We start from the raw sequence: 20387 nt of genomic DNA on the forward strand, positions 1-20387 counted from the left end.
CACGGCGTATGGTGTGAATTATGTTGCACAGCAGCATCGGAGCTTCGAAATGCTCGACCCACGCATCGAAAAGGTAGACCTGGCGCTTACCGAGATTGCCCAGGACCCATCGGAAAAGGTGGCGTTGTGGCAATGGGCGTGCCGCGAGATGCTGCATGAGACGCTGATCGGCATGCATCAGCTCTCGCACCTGGCCGGCATCGCCCGGCAGGTGGCAAACGACTGGCGCGAGCCGGTGGACGTCATCGCACCGGCAAAGCCCTATCTAGCCGCCTCGGCGCTTGCAGACCGGCGCCTGCCGCAGGTTCTCGACGGCCTGGGCAGTACGCATGACGACAACGACCGCGCCACGCTGTGGCGGCTGCGTTATGCCAGCCTGATCGCCTCGACCTTGCAAGGCATGCAGGGGTTGGCCGAAAAGCACCGCATCGATCGCCAGGCAATGGTGATCGGGCAGTTGAACTAGCAGGTATTTGTTGCCCGCAGTTCGCAATGCCGATTGCTCTTTCTGGCGCGGTTACCTGGCCGAGGCGTTCTCATCTAACTGGGCGGGCAACCTAAGCTGTGAGCGCGATATAGGCAGCAATCCTGCGTCGCTACTTGATACGCTTTGCCATGGTATGGCTGCTTTGTTGACGCCAAGTGGCAGGCATCATCGCCGCAGGCGCTTTCAGCGCAATCGAACCAGTGAACGCTGCCCGGTAAGGCATTTTCTAAGCGATGGCAACGCTAGTGCGTCGCGAAACTCTTCGTGAGACGCTTTAATGCCGAACAGCCGCATCTTCCAGATGCCGCCACGCATGCCGCACGATCCAGCGCGCCTGATCCCAGGGCACCGTCAGCATTGGCAGATAGTGGTAGTAGCTGTCCTGCAGCACGCGGTAGAGCTGTGCTTCGGTTGCGCGCGGGTAGGCCAGGTAGATGTCGTAGCCAAGGGAGAGCAGCCGGGCGTAGTCGGCGAACGCGTAACCACCCAGATGCCCTTCGGCATGGACGTCGCGCCATTAGGCAATCTCCGCGTCGAGATTGACGCCGCGGCGGGTTAAGACGGATGCGCTGTGCATGGGTAGGACTCCGCAATCGAGACTACTCCCCTGTGCGTGCACCGTAGCAGCGGCTGGCGTAGGCAACCAGCGCGCGACGACGAGCGGTCGTCGCGGCGGTAGCTGCCATGCACCGAGCGATGCCGGCGCATGGCAAAAACAAGACCTCAATCCCAATCGGGTGCGATTGCCTTCGGGTTGGCCAGGCGGTGCCCACGGTCGAGTGCGGCGATCTCGCCCATGTCCTGCTCGGTCAGCCGCAGCGTCTGCGCCTTGAGGTTGCTTTCCAGATTTTCACGCTTGGTCGAGGAAGGGATCACCGAGTAGCCCTGCTGCAGCGCCCAAGCCAACGTGACCTGTGCCGGGGTGGCAGCGTGACGCGTGGCGATCGCCTGGACCACCGGATCCTTGAGCACTTCGCCCACTGCCAACGTCATGTATGAAGTGACATGGATGCCTTGCTCGCGCAGGAAGTCGGTCAAGGCACGATTCTGCAAGTACGGATGCACTTCGATCTGGTTGGTGGCGATGGCGTCGGCGCCCAGGATCTCGATCGCCTGCTTGGTCAGTGCGATGGTGAAGTTGGACACGCCGATCGCGCGGGTCAGACCCTGCTGTTTGGCCTGCGCCAGCGCTTCCAGATACTCGCGCATTGGCACCTGGTCCTTCGGCGAAGGCCAATGGATCAAAGTGAGATCACATACTCGGTGCCGAGCTTGCGCAGGCTTTCCTGCAGGCTCGGCAGCAAGGCGCCGTCGCCGAACTTGTCGACCCAGATCTTGGTGGTCAGATACAGCTGATCGCGCGCAATGCCGGAAGCTGTGATCGCTTCGCCAACCTGCGCTTCGTTGTCATAAATCTGCGCGGTGTCGACGGCGCGATAGCCCAGTTCCAGTGCGTTGCGCACCGAGTCGATGACAATCTGGTCTTTGAGGCGAAAGGTGCCGAGGCCGAATGCGGGGACAGTCATTGTGTTCCTTTGGGAATAGAGAATAGGGAATGAGGAATCGCAAGAGCGAAAGCTGCGAACCGCACCATGGATTTCATTCGTCGAGGGCGACGACGGATTTTCCGAAGTTCTTGCCGCGCAATACGTCGATCAGGCCCTGCGGGGCGCTGTCCAGGCCGTGCAGCACGTGCTCGCGGTACTGAATCTTGTCTTCGCGCAGCCATTGGCCCATTTCGCGCAGGAACGCGGGCATCAGGCGGATGAAATCGTGCTGGATGAAGCCGCGCACCGTGAGGCGCTTGCGCAATACCTGGCCCATGAACCCTGGCAGGCGATCTGGACCGGGCAGCACTTGTCCACGGCTGTTGTAGGTAGCGACCACGCCGCAGACCGGGATGCGTGCGAAGTCGTTGAGTTGCGGCAACACCGCATCAAACACCTTGCCGCCGACGTTTTCGAAATAGATGTCGATGCCGTCCGGCGTTGCAGCGCGCAGCTGCTCTGCAAAGTCGTCGGCGCGGTGGTCCAGCGCCACATCTACGCGCAGCGTATCGCGCAGGTAAGCCACTTTTTTTTCGCCACCGGCAATGGCCACCACGCGCAAGCCCTGCAAGCGGGCCAGCTGTGCCACCGTGGCGCCAACCGGGCCGCTGGCGGCGGCCACCACCAGCGTTTCGCCGGGCTGCGGCTTGCCGATTTCATGCAGGCCGGCATACGCGGTAAAGCCGGGCATGCCATACACACCCAGCGCGGTGCTCAGCGGCAGGCTGTCGTCGTTGGGCAGCTTGCGCAATGGCGTTGTCGGGGTCAGCAGGGTATGCGTCTGCCAGCCGCCGGGGAGCACCAGCAGGTCACCGGGGTGATAGTCGGCGTGATTGGACGCGATGACTTCGCCAACCGTGCCGCCTTCCATGACCGCGTCGATGGCTACTGGCGCGACGTAGGAGGGGCCCTCGTCCATGCGTCCACGCATGTACGGGTCTAGCGACAGGAAGCGATTGCGTACCAGGATCTGATCGTGGCCAGTCGGCGCGACGCCAGCACCACGCGGCGGTTGGTAAGGGACGTCATGGGGAATTCCTCGCAAAGAGGCCGCGCAAGTGCGGTCGTGTTCGCACAGCCGCCAGAGCGACTGCGCGAGGGAGTGTTGTAAGAGGCGTACCAGGACGCATGCCCGGCAGATAACGCGACATGCCGAGCTATTGCATCACGCTGCTGCCGATGGCTCCGGCGCGCTGGCACTGTCGAGCTGTGCAATCTGATCGGCACTCAACGACACGTGTGCGGCTGCCAGCAGATCGTGCAGCTGGGCCACGCTGGTTGCGCTGACGATTGGTGCGGTGACACTGGGGCGTGCGATCAACCAAGCCAGGGCGATTTGCGCAGGTGTGGCGTTGTGCGTCACAGCTAGATCGTCCAGCGCCTGCAGGATGCGCAGGCCACGCGGGTTGAGGTATTGCTTGACCACCGACGCACCACGCGCGCTGCTCTTGCCGGCGTCATCGGCGCTGCGATATTTGCCGGTGAGAAAGCCGCTGGCCAGCGAGTAGTAACTGATGACGCCAAGCTCGCGCTCGCGCACCAGCGGTTCGAGTTCTGCTTCGTAACCGGCGCGATCGTACAGGTTGTATTCCGGCTGCAGGCTTTCGTAGCGCGGCAGCTTGTACTGCTCGGAAATATCCAGCGCATCGCGCAGTCGTGCAGCGCTGTAGTTGGAAGCGCCAATCGCACGCACTTTGCCTTGTTCGATCAACCGGCCGAATGCGGCCAACGTGGCTTCCAGTGGAATTGACTCATCGTCTTCGTGCGCCTGGTACAGATCGATCACATCGGTCTGCAGACGCGTCAACGAATCTTCCACCGCCGCGGCGATGTTGTCTGGCGACAGACCGGGATGCTCGCTCCACTTGGCCACCTTGGTGGCGATCAGCACTTTGTCGCGCTTGCCGCTGCGTGCAAGCCAGCGCCCAATGATGGTTTCCGATTCGCCGCCACGGTTGCCGGGCACCCAACCAGAATACGCATCGGCCGTATCGATCAGATTGAAGCCGGCATCCACAAACGCGTCGAGCAACGCGAACGAGGTCGCCTCATCGGCGCTCCAGCCGAACACATTGCCGCCGAAGACGATCGGTTGAACCTGCAGGCCGGAGCGGCCGAGTGCGCGGGGTTGGGACATCGTAGATGCTCCTGTTTCGAACTGCGCACAGGATAGTCACGCGTACCGATGTTGCGTGTGACATCTGTGTGGATTCAGCGTTCCGCCAATCGTCCTCAGCAGCTCACAGGATCTGAACATGTCGGCGACAGCGCACGCCACAACGTGCCCTGTGCTGCCCAACCGCGGGCACATGGCAGGCCCCGGAGCGCATGCTAGGCTCGCGCTACTTTTTCCCGGAGGAGGGCGTTGCGATGATCCGCAACAAGCTGGCCTGTGCATGTGTGATGAGTGTGGTGATGGCGATGAGCATCCCTGTGGCAATGGCTGTAAAGCCTGCTGATAGCGCAACGTTGCCGGCGCCCGATACCGCGTTGCAGGCGACCATCAACGGCAACTGGCGCGACCGTGTGTACGTGCAGCGCGACCAGTACCGCCACCCCGGCCAGACGCTGGCGTTCTTCGGCATCAAGCCCACCCAGACCGTCATCGAGATCACGCCGGGCGGCGGCTGGTATTCGGAAATTCTGGCGCCGTATCTGCGCGAGAAGGGCAAGTACGTTGCGGCAGTGGTCGACCCCGCGTCGGCGCCCGAGGGCCGTAGCCGCGATTACGCACAGCGCGCGCGCGATGACCTGGAGAAGAAGTTCCAGGCCAAGCCGGAGGTCTATGGCAAGCCTTCGTTCGTCTCGTATGTACCCAAGTCGCCGTCCTTCGGCGTGGACAACTCCGCTGACTTGGTGCTGACCTTCCGCAACGTGCACAACTGGCGCATGGCCGGCAATGCCGAGGCGATGTTTGCCGGCTTCTACAAGGTGCTCAAGCCCGGCGGCGTGCTCGGCGTGGTCGAACACCGCGCCAAGGCCGATGTGCCGGCCGACGACAAGAGCGGTTATGTCGGCCAGGCGCAGGTGATCGCGATGGCCGAGGCAGCCGGTTTCACGCTGGTCGGCAAGAGCGAGGTCAACGCCAACCCGCGCGACACCAAGGATTACCCGGGCGGTGTGTGGACGCTGCCGCCGAGCAACAGCCATGACAAGGCCGATGATGCCAAGTACAAGGCGATCGGCGAAAGCGACCGCATGACCTTGAAGTTCGTCAAGCGCTGAGGCATGGCCTGCATGCCGGCGCGTTGCGCGTGTCGGCATGCAGATGTCTGAAATACGTGAGGCTTGGGTAGCGCGTCGCGCAACAGGATTGGCATGTTGGTGTTGTTGAACAAACCCTACGGCGTGCTGTCGCAATTCAGCGACCGCTCGCAGCCGCCCAAGCGCACGCTGGCCGAATTCGGCTTGCCGCCCGATGTGTATGCGGCAGGCCGCCTGGACCACGACAGCGAAGGCTTGTTGTTGCTGACCGACGATGGCGCATTGGCGCATCGGCTCACCGACCCACGCCACAAACAGCCCAAGACCTACTGGGTGCAGGTGGAAGGCGAGCCGCAAGCCGAGCAACTGCAGGCCTTGCGCGATGGAGTGGTACTCAACGACGGCCCGACCCTTCCCGCACAGGTGCGCAGCCTCGATCCGGTACCGCAGCTGTGGCCGCGCGATCCACCGGTGCGCGTGCGCAAGACTGTGCCCGATGCCTGGCTGGAACTGCAGATCACTGAAGGCCGCAACCGTCAGGTGCGGCGCATGACGGCAGCGGTGGGCTTGCCGACCTTGCGGTTGGTGCGTGTCGCCATTGGCGATTGGCGGCTGGACACGCTTGCGCCCGGGCAGTGGCGCGTTGAAGAAACGACGAGCGCACGGCCAAGTCGCAGTCGGCGCTGAGTTGTGTCCATCGCTTGTATGGCGAACGCGGGACTGCGCTGCGGCGTTTTAGCGGCTAGCAAAAACGATCGCTGCCTTATTACCGCGAGATAGCCGGTGCTCGTGACCGTGGAGGTTCTGTACCTAAACCATGCTGCGTTTGAGCCTCATGGCTGATGGTTGCTCGGACCATTTTGATCGGCGCGTCATCGCATGATGCGGACGACACGGAGAGCGGGTATATCAGTCGCCGACATCAATGCACCAAATTGCACGCATATCAGAAACGACAACGCCACGGCGCAAGACCGTGGCGTTGGAGAATGCTTAAAGCGTTGGCTTATTCGATGCCGTCGCTCGGCGTCACTGCACCGCGACGCTGGTAAGCCGCACGACGTGCGTTGGCATTGCTGGCGTGTTCGCGATCCAGGCGATGCACATTGCCGCCGAGCACCTGCTGATCGCGCTGACGCTTGCGGTACACCGCGTAGCCGATCAGGCCCAGGCCTGCGACCGCTGCAGCAACCGTGACGGCCGGGTTGCGCTTGACCAGCTTGCTGGCCGCCTTGCCACCGTTACGCACTGCACCGAGTGCGACGCCGGTCTTAAGCCATTCGCTCGCGCTCGGGCCGAAATGACGCAGGCTGCTGCCAGCATTGCGTGCCTGATCGCCCGCATTGGACGCGGCATGACGCAACTGGTCGCCTGCAGTGCCGGCCAGTTCCAGGGCACGCTCCAGGGCGCGTTCAGTGATCACAGTCAGCTTGCTCATCGGAGGCGTTTCCTTTCTGAGTACGTGCTGTGCAGTCTGTGCGCTGATGCGTATAGGCGGCGTTAGCGGGGCTGGGTGTCGTTTGGCTTACGGTTAGGAAGGGCGCTGCGCACTGGTGCAAACGCTGCTGAAAAGGGCAGGGAAAGGCAGCGCAAGTTTGGATTCCCTCGAGCCTGCGCCCCGGACACTCGCCCCGACCCCCGCTCCGCGCCCCGGCCCGCGCCAGCGACGCGGGCGCTCCTAAAACACGCGCTCTTTCGGTGCGCATGCAGTGCCTTGTCGCCCCGTGAGAGGGGGTTCGTTCAGGAGACCAGGGCCACCGGGTCCTCTCCCGCTGCCGCCGGTCCGTGCGTCTCAGGTCCCGCGAGGTTTGGCCCGATGGGTTGCTGCAGCTGTCCAAGGATCGTCAGGCCACGGATGCCGCGGATACCGCCCCTTCATCTCTTTTTTAACGTCCGGATACGTGTTCGCCCAGAAACTCTCCAAATCCTGTGTCACCTGCAATGGGCGTCCGCCGGGGGAGAGCAGGTGCAGGGTCAATGGGATGCGGCGGTCGGCGATGCGCGGGGTTTCGGCCAGGCCGAACAGTTCCTGCAGTTTGACTGCCAGCACCGGCGGTAGCGGTTGGCCGGCATGGTCGAGGGCGTAGTTGATCTGCCGCTCCATGCCCGACGGCACGCTGATGCGGGTGGGTGCGTGGCGGTCGATGGCCTGGCGGCGCTCCCATGGCAGGGCGGCCTTGAGTGCTTCGCCCAGGCTGGCTTCGTTCAGTGCGTCCAGGCGGGTCTTGCCGGCGAAGGCCGGGCGCAGCCAGGTATCCAGCGTCGCCAGCAGCGCGGTGTCGGAGAGATCGGGCAAGGCGAGTTCGGGCATCCACGTGCGCAGCGCCTGCACGCGTGCGCGCCACTGCTGCAGATTTTCGGTCCACGGCAGGGCGTCCAGGCCGAGCTGACGCACGGCGTCGGTCAGCGCGGCGGCGGCGTGCGCCGGGTCGACGCGGCCGGCCGGGCGGCTGTCGAGCACGATGTGGTCGAAACTGGATTGGCGACGAGCGACCAAGGCCCGCTTGTCTGCGTCCCATTGCACCACGTCCTGCTGCACGAAGCGCTCGGGCAGGCTGCGGCGCAGGTAGGCTTCATCCACCGGGGCGGCGCGCAGCAGCAGGGCGTCCTTGGCTTCGTAGCGCAACTCGCTGGCGACCAGCCACGGTTCGCCACGCAGATCGCTGTGGTCGAACAGGCGCGCGCTGCGTCCATTGGCGAGCAGGTAGCGCAGCGGGTCGGCCGGGTGGCGTGCGGCAATACGGTCGGGGAAGGCATGCGACAGCAGGTCGCCGAGTGCGTGCGCTTCCACGCTGGACGGCGGGGCGCTGTCGCAGCGCAACCGGCGTCGCCATTGCTTGGCGGCGCTGTCGATCGCGGCCAGGCCGCCGCGATTGGCGTCGGCTGCGCTGCGGCCCTGACGGAAGGCCGCCAGCGCACGCCAACGCGCGGCCAGCCCGTCGCCGCCCTGACGCAACGGGTCCCGTGCTTCCAGCAGTGCGGCCAGGTCGCAGGCCAGTGCCACACGCGGCGCTTCGCCAGCCTGCGCCAACATCGCGGCCAGGCGTGGATGCGTGCCCAGCGCGAGCATGCGCCGGCCGAGCGCAGTGATGCCGCCGCCTGCAGTGAGCGCGCCCAGCCGCTGTAGCAACTCGTGCGCGGCGGCCAGCGCACCGCTCGGTGGTGCATCGACAAAGCGCAGCGCGGTGCTGCCCCAGGCGGCCAATTCCAGTGCCAGGCCGGCCAGTTCCACCTGGGTAATTTCGGCGCGGCGCTGCGGTTCCAGCCGTTGCGATTGCGGCCACAGCCGGTAGGCCCAGCCGCTGGCGACACGCCCGGCGCGACCGGCGCGTTGGTCGGCCGAGGCCTGCGCAATTGTGGTCACATCCAGCCGCGAAAAGCCGCTGTTGGGGTCGTAATGCGGCTCGCGTGCGAGCCCGCTGTCGATCACCACGCGCACGCCGGGCAAGGTGACCGACGATTCGGCCACGTTGGTGGCCAGCACCACGCGGCGGCGGCCTTGCGGGTCGGGCTGCAACACCTGGCTTTGCGCCTCCACCGACAGCTCGCCATGCAGCGGCAGTACCTGCACCGCCGGGTCCAGCACATCCTGCAGCGCGCTGTGCACACGCGCGATTTCGCGTTGGCCGGGCAGAAACACCAGCACGTCGCCGGGATGCGTCGCCAGCGCGTGCTCCACTGCACGCCGCGTCTGCGGCTCCAGCGCTTCGTCGCGGCGTGCGGGAAAGTGCGCGATCTCCACCGGGAAACTGCGCCCGGCACTGCTCAGCCGTGGCGCCTCCAGAAAGCCGGCCAGGCGCTCGCCATCCAGCGTGGCCGACATCGCCACGATGCGTAGGTCCTCGCGTACCTGTGCCTGCACATCCAGCGCCAGCGCCAACCCCAGGTCGCCGGCCAGATGGCGTTCGTGGAATTCGTCGAACAGCAGCACGCCGACGCTTTCCAGCATCGGGTCGTCCTGGATCAGTCGGGTCAGGATGCCTTCGGTAACGACTTCAATGCGGGTGCGCGCGGAGGTCTTGTTCTCGAAGCGGATGCGGTAACCCACCGTCTCACCGACCGGCTCTTCGAGCTGGCGCGCCATGAACATCGCCGCGCTGCGGGCAGCCACGCGGCGCGGTTCCAGCATCACGATCTTGCGGCCGGCCAGCCACGGTGCATCCAGCAGCGCCAACGGCACCTGGGTGGTCTTGCCGGCGCCAGGCGGCGCTTCCAACACCAGTCGCGGATGCGCGGCGAGACTGTCGCGAATCTGCGGCAACAATGGGGAAATTGGAAAAACGGGGTCGGTCATGCGCGGGAAGGATACGGGCTGCGGCACGCTGCGGCGACGATGTGACTCGTTGGAGGCATCAATGCCGCCAACGGTCACGCAATCAGCGAGGACGCCGCGCAAGGACATTTGCAGGTGTTTTTGCTGAAGAATGAAACCGCAAGGTCGCGCGGCTTGGTTGTTGCTCATTGCTGCGCTGAAACGGTGCGGATCGACCAACTCGACTGATCCTGCCCGCTCACCGCGTAAGTGCGTGCAAGGACGTACTTGCAGCGTATCGCACGACCGTGGGCCGCCAAGGGCCTTGCAAACGCAACGAGGTCGAGGACATCGCACCAGACAGCTTGCTGGCGGTCTCTTGAAGAACAAGGACACCGCATCGCGGTGTCATCAGACCGTCCGGGTCAGGCCGATCTCACCAACAGGACGTCGACCGGGACATCAACCGGCTTCGCGCATCCGGGATGTCAGGCCCTTGAGGAAGGCGCGCAGCAGCTGGTCGCCGCAGGGACGGAAATTCTTGTGGCCGGGTTGGCGGAACAGGGCGGAGAGTTCCGGCTTGGACAGCGGGAAGCCGGCGCTGGCGAAGATGGCGTGCATGTCGACATCCTTCAGTTCGAAAGCCACGCGCAGCTTCTTCAGCACCAGGTTGTTGCCGACCCGGGTTTCCAGCGGGCGCACCGGCTGCCTCTCGTCGCGGCCGCGGAATCGCAGCACCAGGCCGTCGAGAAAACGCGCCAGCATGGCATCGGTGCAAGGCTCGAAGCCCGGCTCGTCTTCCTTCTTCAGCCAGGCCTGTACCTGCGGCTTGTCGAGCGCGAACTCGGGGTCGGCCAGGTGGGTGATGTCCACCACCTTGTCGTCGCTGAGGTCGAGCATGTAGCGGATGCTGCGCAGTACATCGTTGTGGATCATGACCGTTCCGGTGCCCCGGCCTGTCGCCGGAAAGCGGTCATTCTACGGGGCTTGAGTGAAACCGGCCTGACACTGGGCGCAGCGCGTCACTCGCGCCAGCGTTGCGATGGAAGCACGGACCGTCGGGCAGGAGGGCCCGCACTGCCTGCGCCGCGTTAGACAGCGCTCAGCTGCCGCGATAGGTGGAGTACCCGTACGGCGAGAGCAGCAATGGCACGTGATAGTGGCCGTCGCTGGCGATGCCGAAGGCGATCGGCACCTGTTCCAGAAACGGCGGGTCGGCCAGCGCCATGCCGGTGGCCTGCCAATAGCGGGCGACGTCGAATTCCAGCCGGTAGCGGCCGGGCTGCAGCGCGAGCGCGGCCAGGTCCGGGCAGCGGCCGTCCTGGTTGGTGACGCCTTCGAAGTGCAGCGTGTCGCCGGCGAACAGGCGCAGCGCCACGCCAGCAGCGGGGCGGCCGCTGGCGATGTCCAGCACATGCGTGGACAGGGTGCTCATGCCACCGCCTGGGCGGGTTGCGGCCATTGGCCGACGAATTCGGGCTGGTCGTAGGCCAGATAGGTTTCGACGATGGCCTGGCGGTCGTCCAGGAACAGTTGGTCGGCCACCGCGCGGGCAAGCCGTGGCAGTGCGATCTTTAGCCCTGACAACGCTGCGGCCGAGGGGCCGTGGTTGATCAGCGCCGAATAGTTGAACGCGAACAGCCCATGCAGCAGTGCGGCATCGTCGGGCGTGCGCGGTAGCAGCTCGAAGCCCGGCCCAAGATACGGATGCGCGTCCAGCACCGGGTTGGCCTGGCCCGGCGGCGGCTGATAGCGGTCGCCCCAGCAGGCGATGCGGCTGGACAGCGCGGCCAGCTCCGGGCGCAGCTGCGGGTCTGTGACCAGGCCAGTGGCCACTGCCAGAAAATCGAAACGGTGTTCGCCCTGCGGTGTGCGGACGATGACGTCGCCATCGCGTTCGGCGACGTCCAGCCATGGCGCACCCAGATGCAGCGCAAAACCGGCATGCGCGCAGGCGCGTTGAAAGGTGTCGTTGGTGGGAGGTTGGTTATGCGCGAAGAAGCTGGCCATCATCCGGTACTTGTCCGCATCCGGCAGGCTCAAAAAGCGCGGAATGATGCCGGCCTGCTCCATGTGCCGGAAGGGATTGATGCGCGGCAGTTCATTGCGGCGTACGAATACTTCCGCACTGGCAACGCCTTGTTCCAGCGCAAAACACGCATTGTCAAACGCCGAGGCACCGCCGCCGAGAATGCCCACGCGCTTGCCGGCCAGCGCGGCGAAATCGATATGGCTGGAGGTGTGTGCGTAATGCTGCGGGGGCAGGGTGCGGCTGATCCACTCGGGCACCACCCACTGGCCGCCGCCCTGGATGCCGGTGGCCAGAATCAGTTTGCGCGTGAGCAGCGGCGCACCCATCGCCAGATGCAGGCGATGGATGCCGGGCGCGACGTCCGGTTCTACGCGCACCAACTGGGTGGCGTTGCGCACCGGCAAGCGCAGCGTTGTGCGATACCAGCGCAGGTAGTCCATCCAGCGGGCGCGCGGAATTTTGTCCAGCGCGTCCCACGCGGCACTGCCGTACTGCGCCTCCCACCACGCGCGGAAGGTGAGCGATGGCACGCCCAGATCGATCGAGGTGATGTGCTTGGGTGTGCGCAAGGTCTGCATGCGCGCGTAGGTTACCCACGGGCCTTCCTGCCCGGCCGGGTTTTCGTCGATCACCAGCACGTTGTGCACGCGCTCGCGTTGCAGCGCGAACGCCGCACCCAGGCCGCTCTGGCCGGCGCCGACGATGATCACGTCATACACATGCCCGGCCGGATGCACGCGCGGTTGCACCCAGGCATCGCCGCCGTGTGCCAGGCATTGCAGGTCGTGGGCGAGCGCGCGTTCGAGTTGGGCCAGGCTCATGGCAGTGCCTCCAGGCGCAGGTGAACGATCTTGCCGATTTCGGCGATAGCGGTGGCGATCTCTGCCTTGCGTGATGCGTCCAGCCGCTGCTCCAGCGCGGCGAGAATGCCGGCCTTGTCATGCAGCCGTACGCAGATCACGAACGGAAATCCGAAACGGTGGCGGTAGGCTTGATTGAGCGCGTGGAAGCGCTTGAATTCGTCTTCGCTGAGCCGGTCGAGCCCTGCCGATGCCTGCTCTGCAGCGGAGGCTTCGGTGAGCGTGCGATCGATCGCGGCCTTGCCTGCCAGCTCGGGGTGCGCGCGGATCAGTGCGACCTGATCTTCCTGCGAAGCGTCCAGCACCACCTGTATCAAGCCGCGATGCACATCGGCGAACGGCCGCCGCCGCAGCGCACGCTCGACCACCCACGGCGAGTGCTCGAACAGGTCGCGATAACGCGCCACGAAGGCGGCATCGTTCAGCATGCGGTCGTCGATAACGCTCATGCGTGCATTCCTTGCAGTGAGACGTGCGCGGCCACCACTTTCCAGCCGTCGGCAAAGCGCACCCAGCTCTGACTTTGCCGCCCACGTGCATTGCTGTCCTCGCGCATGAATTCTGCGTGCGTGGTGGCGAAGTCTTGGCCAAAGCCGTGCACCTGCACATGCGTCAACTGACGCTGCGGTGAGCCGCCGCGGCCGATGCGGAATGCGCGGATCGCATCGATGCCGTACAACACTTCGCCCACGCCATCACGCACCGTGTTGGGCGCTGCATGGAACAGCGCGTCCATCGCCGCGATGTCGTCGCGCATCAGGGCTGCTTCATAGGCATGAAACGCGGCCGTCACTTGCGCGATCACCTCGGGCAAATCGATGTCGGAGGCTGCAATGTTCATGCGGGATGCACCTGTAGCCAATGGCGCGCGATATCGATGCGGCGCGCAATCCAGGCATCGCCGCTGTCCAGCACATGATCGACAAAGCGTGCCAGGGCCGCCGCACGCGCCGGCTTGCCGACGATGCGCCCATGCAAGCCGATCGAGAGCATGCGCCCGCCCTCGCTGCGCAGTTGCTCGAAGCTGTCGCGCAGATAGCGGAAGAATGGTTCGCCATCGGCAAAGCCGTTGTAGGCGACGAATTTCATATCGTTGGCGTCCAGCGTGTACGGCACGATCAACTGCGCGCGGCCGTGGCGGCTGTCGTAGTACGGCACATCGTCGGCATAGCTGTCGGCGTCGTAGACAAAGCCGCCTTCTTGGGCGATCAGGCGCGCGGTGTTGGGGCTGGTGCGGCCCTGGTACCAGCCCAGCGGGCGGCTGCCGGTGACGCGCGTATGCATGGCGATGGCCTCGGCAATATGCGCGCGCTCGGTGGCCTCATCCAGGTGTTGGTAGTCGATCCAGCGCAGACCATGGCTGGCGATTTCCCACTCGGCCGCCTGCATCGCCGCTACCGCTTCCGGATTGGCTGCCAATGCCTGCGCCACACCGAACACCGTCACCGGCACATTGCGTGTGGTGAACAAGCAATGCAGCCGCCAGAAGCCGGCGCGGCTGCCGTATTCGTACAGGCTTTCCATCGCCATGGCGCGTGCGCCGGGTTGCGATTGCGCACCCACCATTTCGGAGAGAAATGCCTCAGAACCAGCATCGCCATTGAGTACGCAGTTTTCCGCGCCTTCTTCGTAATTGATGACGAACTGCACCGCGATGCGCGCGCCGCCTGGCCACTGCGCCGCAGGCGGCGTGGCGCCATAGCCGACCAGGTCGCGCGCAGCGTTCATGCCTGCGCTTCCGCGTGCCATGCGGCCAGTGCTGCTTCCACTGCCAGGCCTTGCGTGCAAGCGTAGCCTTCGGCACGCAGCACCGCTTCCAGCGCGGCCAGGGTGATCAGCACCTTGTGCTTCATGGCGTTGTAGCCCATCGCCCCGATGCGCCAGATCTTGCCTTGCAGCGGGCCGAATGCCGTGCCGATTTCGATCTCGAAATCTTCGCGCATGCGCCGGCGCACCGCATCGCTGTCGATGCCGGGTGGAATCACTACGCCGGTGACATTGGTCATGCGATGCGCATCGTCGCCGAACACCTCCAGCCCCAATGCCCGGATGCCGGCACTGACCGCACGCCCGGCGGCCGCGTGACGCGCGAAGCGTGCATCCAGGCCTTCCTGCAGGGCAACGCGTGCGCACTCGCGTGCGCCGTATAGCATGGTGGTGGCTTCGGTGTGGTGGTTGAGGCGCTTGTCCGACCAGTAATCCATGATCATCGCCAGGTCGAAATAATTCGAGGCGATGCGCGGGCCGCTGCCGTTGAGGATGTCGTCGCGCACGATGCCGCGTTCGACATGGCGGCGCGCGAAGATCACCTCGGCCGCGCGTTCGGAGACGGTGATCGGTGCCGAGCCGGACGGCCCGCCCAGGCATTTCTGCAGGCCGGCGGTGACCACATCCATCTGCCAGCGGTCGCTGGCGATAGGCATGCCGCCGATGGTGGCGGTGGCGTCCACATAACTCAGCGCGCCGGCTGCGCGGCACAGTGCGCCGACGCCATCGAGCGGCTGCGCCATGGTGGTGGAGGTGTCGCCGTGCACGGTGGCCACCAGTTTTGGCGCGACGCGCTCGATCGCTTCGGCAATCGCGCTCAGCGGCAGCACTTCGCCCCACGGCGCGTCCACGGTGTGCACCTCGGCGCCGAGGCGGCCCAGGATTTCGGCGAGCAACAAGCCGAAGCGGCCGAAGTTGAGCACCAGCACGCGGTCGCCGGGGCTGACCAGCGACACCAGCGCGGCTTCGATGCCGGCGCGTGCGGTGCCATCGACCAGAAACGTCCAGCGGTTGTCGGTGCCGAACAATGGACGGTACAGCGCCATCACCTCGTTCATGTAGGTGGTCATTTCCGGATCGAACTGGCCCAGCAGATCGGCTGCCATCGCGCGCAGCACGCGCGGATGCGCATTGACCGGGCCCGGGCCCATCAACAGGCGTTGCGGTGGATCGAGTTCGCCGAAGGTGTGCAGGTGGCGCAGATCAGGTGACAAGGGGATCTCCCAGGTGTTCGATGAAGTGGCGCATGACCGCCAGTGCGAGTTCGGCATCGGCCGGGTCGACGTGTTCGTCCGGATGATGGCTGATGCCGCCGGCGCAGCGCACGAACAACATCGCGGTGGGGCACAGCGATGCCATCACCATGGCATCGTGGCCGGCACCGGAGACCAGCTGACGCGGTGCAATGCCTTGTGCGGCGACGGCGTGTTCCAGGCGCGTGATCAGTGCCGGCGCGCAGGGGCTTGCGGCCAGTGTTTGCAGCGGCTCGATGGCGATGGCGATGCCGCGGTGCGTGGCGATCTGCGCAAGCGCCTGTTCGATCTGGTGCACGGCTGCATCGCGGCTTGCATCGCTGCCGGCGCGCACGTCCAGCGTGCAGTCCACACGGCCTGGCACCACATTGGTGGCGCCGGGTGCGACCTGCAGCTTGCCGACCGTGGCGACCAGATCGCTGCTGCCTGCGCGTGCGATACGTTCAATGGCCAACAGCGCTTCGGCCGCGGCGCTCAATGCATCGCGGCGCAATGCCATGCTGGTGGTACCGGCATGCCCGGCGCGGCCGTCCAAGCGCAGTGCGAAGCGCCGCTGCGCGGCGATAGCGCTGACGATGCCGAGCGGTAGTCCTTGGGCCTCCAAGACCGGGCCTTGTTCGATATGGGTTTCCAGATACGCCAGCACGCTTCCGGGTTTACGTGTGGCGTGCTGGACGTGGGCGATATCCAGATTCCACTCAGCCAGCGCGTCGGCCACAGTGATGCCGGCGGCATCGGAGACCGCCAACGTGGAGGGGTCGAGGGTGCCGGCCACCGCGCGGCTGCAGAACATGGACGCGGGAAAGCGCGAGCCTTCTTCGTCGCCGAAAGCGATGACCTCAATGGCGAACGGCAGCCGGCGCCCATGCGCATGCAGTGCGGCCACGCATTCGATACCGAGCAGGATGCCGAGCGGGCCGTCGTAGCGGCCGGCGTCGCGCACGCTGTCCAGATGGCTTCCAATCAGTAGCGTCTGCGCGTCTGGTTGCGTGCCTGCGAAATGGCCGACCAGGTTGCCCAGGGGGTCGATGCGCACCTGCATGCCGGCTGCTTCCATCCAGGCTCTGACCTGTTTCACCGTGGCGCGGTGGGCAGGGCCAAGCCAGCCGCGGAAGAGTCCGGTGTCGCTGTCGCTATAAGGCGCAGTGCCCAGCGCGTCGCAGCGCGCCACCGCACGCGCACCGCCAGGAGCGGTGGGGTCGGCGGTGGCTTGGCGGGAGGGCAGGGCAGCGGGCATCGACAGAACCAACGGGGCTCGCGGAGCTTTCAATAGCAGCCCGGGGAGCAGGCGGGAGAGGTGACGCTTCGACTATAGGGAGCCGGTCCTGTCGACATCAAAGAGTATTTTCGCAGGCTGGCGCTGCAAAAAATGCAACGCGTCGTCTGCATGCGCTGGCCACGCATCGCACGGCGATGGTGCAAGGCTGGTCCATGCTAGCCACCCACACCGGCGCAACCACGATCGCCGGCTCTGCAGAACGTCGATTGATCGAATGCGCACATGCCAGCCGCCGCTGCCGACGCCACGAGGCAAGCGCGGCCAGTCTTCTCTTCCCGCGAACGCGCGGGCCTAGCGCAAGGGTCCTCCGATGGCCCAACAGGGCACCTCGCACAGGAGACGCATGCGATGAAGATTACCAACTCCATCACTGATTTCTTTCGCGCACGCTCGGGGCATCGGCACGCTGTGGGTCCGCATCCGCAATGCGGAAGTCGCGACAGGGATGCGTCCACGTGCAATTGGCGGGCAACCAGGCGTGCTAGCTTGCGGCGATCACCGCCGAGATATACCGATGATCGCCTCGCACCGATGGACAGCGTTGTTCGTGCTCGTCAGCCTGATGCCGGTGCTTGCGTTTGCAGGGACGCCGGAGGGTGGTTACCGGCAGCCACCGGAGCCGCTGCTGAGTGTGATGCGCGCGCCGCTCAATCCATCGCCGCGGCCGGATCCTACCGGCAGGACCTTGTTGCTGGTGCAGCGCACCCAGTACCCGCCGATCGCGCGGGTGGCCGAGCCCTATCTCAAGCTCGCCGGCGTGCGGGTGGAGCCGCGCACGCATAGCCGCCACGATATGTCCGACGGATACGGCATTCGTTCCTGCCTGGAAGGCTTCAGCCTGGTGGATATCGCCAGCGGCAAGCAGACGGCGGTGAGCTTGCCGGCCGGTGCCTGTCCGGCGTTGCCGGTGTGGTCGCCGGATGGGCGTCGGTTCGCCTTCAACAACATGGCGGCCGACCGTGTCGAGCTCTGGGTGGGAGACGTCGCCACCGGGCAGGTACGCAAGATCGACGGTGTGCAGCTCAATCCTGTGCTTGGCGGCGAGATCCAATGGCTGGGCGGCAGCAACACCCTGCTGTTGAAGACGGTACCGCAGGATCTGGGCCCCGCACCGCGCAAGGCGGCGGTGCCGCCGGGCCCGGAGGTCAAGGAAACCATCCAGGGCAAGGGTGAAAGCAGTACCTATGAAGCCCGCGACACGCTGTCCAGCCCAGAGGACGAGGCGTTGTTCACCTATTACGCCACCGCGCAACTGCTCACGGTGGATGCGGCAACCGGCAGTCAGCGCAAGCTCGGGACACCTGCGGTCTACAGCAATGTGGATGGCGCGCCCGATGGCCGCCACGTGCTGGTGGAACGGTTGAAGCAGCCCTATTCCTACGTCACTACCTATGCGCGGTTTGCTCACGATGTAGCGGTGCTGGATCTGGCCAACGGCAACGCGCGTGTGCTGGCCAACCTGCCGGTCGCGGACCGGGTGCCGGTGCAGGGCGTACCGAGCGGCCCGCGTGCTTATTCCTGGCGCGCCAACCAACCAGCCACGCTGGTCTGGGCCGAGGCGCTGGACGGCGGTGACTGGAAAACCAACGTGCCGGCACGCGATAAGTTGATGACGCTGGCGGCACCGTTCACCGCCAAACCGCGCGAGCTTGCGCGCGTGCAGCAGCGGTATGCGGGCCTGTCGTGGTTTGCCGAAGGCGGGCAAGCCTTGCTGGACGAGTACGACGAGAACCGCCATTGGCGGCGGACCACGCTGGTGGATACCGACCGCCTCAGCGCTGGGGGGCGGGTGTTGTTCGACCTGTCCACCGACGATCTGTATGCCGATCCCGGCCTGCCCGAGATGCGGGTGCTCGCCAACGGCCAAGCCGTGCTGCGCGAGGCGCAAGGTGCGCTGTTCCTGAGCGGGCAAGGTGCCTCGCCCGCGGGCGACCGGCCATTCCTGGATCGCTACACGCTTGCCACCGGCAAGAGCCAGCGGCTGTTCCGCAGCGACGCGAATGTAGACGAGGTGTTCTTCGGATTTGCAGAAGACGAGACCTCGCGCCTGCTGACCTGGCATCAGTCGCTGACCGACCCGCCCAATGTGTACTTGCGGACCTTGGGCGAACCGTTACCGGCGCCGGCTGCGGGCGAAGCCGCCTTTGCGTCCACTGCCACGCCGGTGACGCATTTCGCGGATCCAACCCCGCTGGTGCGGCAGATCAAGAAGCGTCTGGTGAGCTACAAGCGCAAGGACGGTGTGGACTTGTCGTTCACCCTGTACACGCCGCCCGGCTACAAGGAAGGCACGCGCGTGCCGGCCATCCTGTACGCCTACCCGCTCGACTATGCCGATCCCTCCAAGGCTGGTCAGGTCAGCGGTGCCAGCGAGCGCGATTTCACCCGTCTCAATTACTACCAGCTGCTGCTGTTGGCCGGTTACGCCATCATCGACGATGCCGCATTCCCCATCGTGGGCGACCCCAAGACCGCTTACGACACCTACCTGCAGCAGTTGGTGGACGACGCCACCGCTGCGGTGGACAAGGCCGTGGCGTTGGGCGTGGTCGACCGTCAGCGCATCGGCGTCACCGGCCATAGCCACGGCGCGTTGATGACGGCCAATCTATTGGCGCATACAGACCTGTTTCGCGCAGGCGCCGCCACCAGCGGCAGCTACAACAAGACCTTGACGCCATTCGGATTCCAGAACGAGCGTCGTTCGTTCTGGGCAGCACCGGACGTTTACGCGCAAGCATCGGCGTTCTTCCACGCCGATAAAATCAACGAACCGTTGTTGATCGTGCATGGCATGGACGATGCCAACCCCGGTACCGAGACCACCCAGGCACCGCGCTTGTTTCAGGCCATTCGCGGCAACGGTGGCACTGCACGCCTGGTGCTACTGCCGTTCGAACCGCACTGGTACAGCGCACGCGAATCCAACGAAGACCTGGTGGCTGAAATGCTGGAGTGGTTCGACCGTTACGTCAAAAACGCACCGCCGCGCGCGAAGGGCAGCACGCCAAAGATGTGAGATGACGCGCACCTCACACCAAGGCGGACCTTGCCAGGCTTAGACCGGCTAACAAACCGTAGCGAGCGGTCGTCAGGTGGGCGTGGATGGCGCGCTCAGAATCGCAGCGTACGGGTGGTACATGCCGATTCCGAGCACCGGCCGCGCCCGCCTGGCGGTGAGCGCAGTCGTTTTGTTACCTGCTCTTAGTCTGCCGACAGCGACCCAAGGGTAAAGCCGGACACAGCATTCACCTTGCCGCGCCACAGCACCCCACGGTTGCTGGGCAGTGGCTGGCCGCCGGGCGAGAAGCAACGCGATTCGATCAGGTGGATGAACTGCGGCGGCGTGCTGCTCTGCTGCGCATCGTCTTCGGAGTCGTAGATGCTGGCGTGGCTGGCAAACGCGCGGCGGATATCTTCTTTTTCATCGGCATCGCCGGGGTAGGCAGCAGAGAATTCCTGCGCAAACGCCTCGAAATATCGCTTGCCGCTGACCAGTTGGCCGGAAATGACGACGCCTTCGACAAACAACGTGACGCCGAACTGCACGTCCGAGTTGTTGGCAATGCCGACCAGCTTCTGCAGATACCAATCCACGCTCTGGCCATCGAACGCCAGCTTGACGTCTTCCAGCGACGGTTGATTTTGATCTTGGTCTGTCATGTTGCTCTCCCTGAGTAGATTCAACGACGCGTTAGCAGTAACG

The 20387-nt window shown here is 65.0% G+C and carries 16 protein-coding genes, 1 other RNA gene and 2 pseudogenes; 4 read left to right on the top strand and 15 right to left on the bottom strand.

The features are described 5' to 3' along the window. The first annotated feature begins 49 nt into the window (after window positions 1-49). Entirely contained in the window at window positions 50-466 is a 417-nt protein-coding gene (locus KWO_RS01230) for a hypothetical protein (RefSeq protein ID WP_026113226.1), read from the top strand. A gap of 744 nt (window positions 467-1210) precedes the next feature. On the opposite strand, the pseudogene dkgB reads toward KWO_RS01230, so the two are convergent. From dkgB to KWO_RS01250, 3 genes and pseudogenes are all read right to left on the bottom strand, one after another. After that, window positions 1211-2013, bottom strand: a pseudogene (gene dkgB / locus KWO_RS01240) (2,5-didehydrogluconate reductase DkgB). 73 nt (window positions 2014-2086) lie between these two features. Then, window positions 2087-3028 (bottom strand): annotated as a pseudogene (locus KWO_RS01245) (NADP-dependent oxidoreductase); the annotation flags it as partial. Between the two features lie 171 nt (window positions 3029-3199). After that, window positions 3200-4171 (bottom strand): aldo/keto reductase, encoded by a 972-nt coding sequence (locus tag KWO_RS01250; RefSeq protein WP_010379903.1) that lies wholly within the window; start codon window positions 4169-4171, stop codon window positions 3200-3202. Window positions 4172-4404: 233 nt separating this feature from the next. On the opposite strand from KWO_RS01250, the gene KWO_RS01255 reads away from it, so the two are divergent. Together KWO_RS01255 and KWO_RS01260 are read left to right on the top strand one after the other, a co-directional pair. Then, window positions 4405-5259 (top strand): class I SAM-dependent methyltransferase, encoded by an 855-nt coding sequence (locus KWO_RS01255; protein WP_010379905.1) that lies wholly within the window; start codon window positions 4405-4407, stop codon window positions 5257-5259. Window positions 5260-5352: 93 nt separating this feature from the next. After that, on the top strand, window positions 5353-5925 hold the full coding sequence (locus KWO_RS01260) for a pseudouridine synthase (RefSeq protein ID WP_010379907.1): 573 nt from the start codon (window positions 5353-5355) through the stop codon (window positions 5923-5925). 319 nt (window positions 5926-6244) lie between these two features. Here KWO_RS01260 and KWO_RS01265 read toward each other — a convergent pair whose 3' ends face one another. The 10 genes from KWO_RS01265 to KWO_RS01310 form a co-directional block, all read right to left on the bottom strand. Continuing rightward, window positions 6245-6676, bottom strand: a complete 432-nt coding sequence (locus KWO_RS01265; protein WP_010379909.1) for a hypothetical protein — start codon at window positions 6674-6676, stop codon at window positions 6245-6247. A 354-nt stretch (window positions 6677-7030) separates the two neighbouring features. After that, a complete protein-coding gene (hrpB, locus tag KWO_RS01270; RefSeq protein ID WP_026113225.1) occupies window positions 7031-9532 on the bottom strand; it encodes an ATP-dependent helicase HrpB in 2502 nt (833 codons plus the stop codon). A 420-nt stretch (window positions 9533-9952) separates the two neighbouring features. Further along, window positions 9953-10426: a YehS family protein gene (locus tag KWO_RS01275; protein ID WP_010379913.1), complete on the bottom strand. Its 474-nt coding sequence runs from the start codon at window positions 10424-10426 to the stop codon at window positions 9953-9955. Between the two features lie 166 nt (window positions 10427-10592). After that, window positions 10593-10952 carry a hydroxyisourate hydrolase gene (uraH, locus tag KWO_RS01280; RefSeq protein ID WP_010379915.1) on the bottom strand — a complete coding sequence of 120 codons (360 nt, stop codon included), beginning with the start codon at window positions 10950-10952 and terminating at the stop codon, window positions 10593-10595. Further along, window positions 10922-12343 carry an FAD-dependent urate hydroxylase HpyO gene (gene hpyO / locus KWO_RS01285; protein WP_010370372.1) on the bottom strand — a complete coding sequence of 474 codons (1422 nt, stop codon included), beginning with the start codon at window positions 12341-12343 and terminating at the stop codon, window positions 10922-10924. The genes uraH and hpyO overlap by 31 nt, the downstream gene beginning before the upstream one ends. Then, window positions 12340-12831 carry a 2-oxo-4-hydroxy-4-carboxy-5-ureidoimidazoline decarboxylase gene (gene uraD, locus KWO_RS01290; RefSeq protein WP_010370369.1) on the bottom strand — a complete coding sequence of 164 codons (492 nt, stop codon included), beginning with the start codon at window positions 12829-12831 and terminating at the stop codon, window positions 12340-12342. Before uraD ends, hpyO begins: the two co-directional genes overlap by 4 nt. After that, entirely contained in the window at window positions 12828-13223 is a 396-nt protein-coding gene (gene hpxZ / locus KWO_RS01295) for an oxalurate catabolism protein HpxZ (RefSeq protein WP_010379918.1), read from the bottom strand. The genes uraD and hpxZ overlap by 4 nt, the downstream gene beginning before the upstream one ends. Next, window positions 13220-14110 carry an allantoinase PuuE gene (puuE, locus tag KWO_RS01300; protein ID WP_010379920.1) on the bottom strand — a complete coding sequence of 297 codons (891 nt, stop codon included), beginning with the start codon at window positions 14108-14110 and terminating at the stop codon, window positions 13220-13222. The genes hpxZ and puuE overlap by 4 nt, the downstream gene beginning before the upstream one ends. Next, complete coding sequence (locus KWO_RS01305) at window positions 14107-15363, bottom strand: pyridoxal-phosphate-dependent aminotransferase family protein (protein ID WP_010379922.1); 1257 nt, start codon at window positions 15361-15363, stop codon at window positions 14107-14109. Before KWO_RS01305 ends, puuE begins: the two co-directional genes overlap by 4 nt. Then, window positions 15353-16573, bottom strand: coding sequence for an allantoate amidohydrolase (locus KWO_RS01310; RefSeq protein ID WP_026113224.1), 1221 nt, complete (start codon window positions 16571-16573; stop codon window positions 15353-15355). The genes KWO_RS01305 and KWO_RS01310 overlap by 11 nt, the downstream gene beginning before the upstream one ends. Window positions 16574-17195: 622 nt before the next feature. Between KWO_RS01310 and KWO_RS01315 the strand changes: the two genes are divergently transcribed. Continuing rightward, window positions 17196-19700 carry a S9 family peptidase gene (locus KWO_RS01315; RefSeq protein ID WP_017113260.1) on the top strand — a complete coding sequence of 835 codons (2505 nt, stop codon included), beginning with the start codon at window positions 17196-17198 and terminating at the stop codon, window positions 19698-19700. A gap of 46 nt (window positions 19701-19746) precedes the next feature. On the opposite strand, the gene KWO_RS01320 is transcribed toward KWO_RS01315, so the two are convergent. Further along, window positions 19747-19823, bottom strand: a non-coding RNA gene (locus tag KWO_RS01320) — sX9 sRNA. A gap of 62 nt (window positions 19824-19885) precedes the next feature. Then, window positions 19886-20344 carry a gas vesicle accessory protein GvpU gene (gvpU, locus tag KWO_RS01325; RefSeq protein WP_010370353.1) on the bottom strand — a complete coding sequence of 153 codons (459 nt, stop codon included), beginning with the start codon at window positions 20342-20344 and terminating at the stop codon, window positions 19886-19888. Between the last annotated feature and the right edge of the window lie 43 nt (window positions 20345-20387).

Origin of the sequence: Xanthomonas vasicola pv. musacearum NCPPB 4379, assembly GCF_000277895.2 — a bacterium.
GTDB lineage: Bacteria > Pseudomonadota > Gammaproteobacteria > Xanthomonadales > Xanthomonadaceae > Xanthomonas > Xanthomonas vasicola.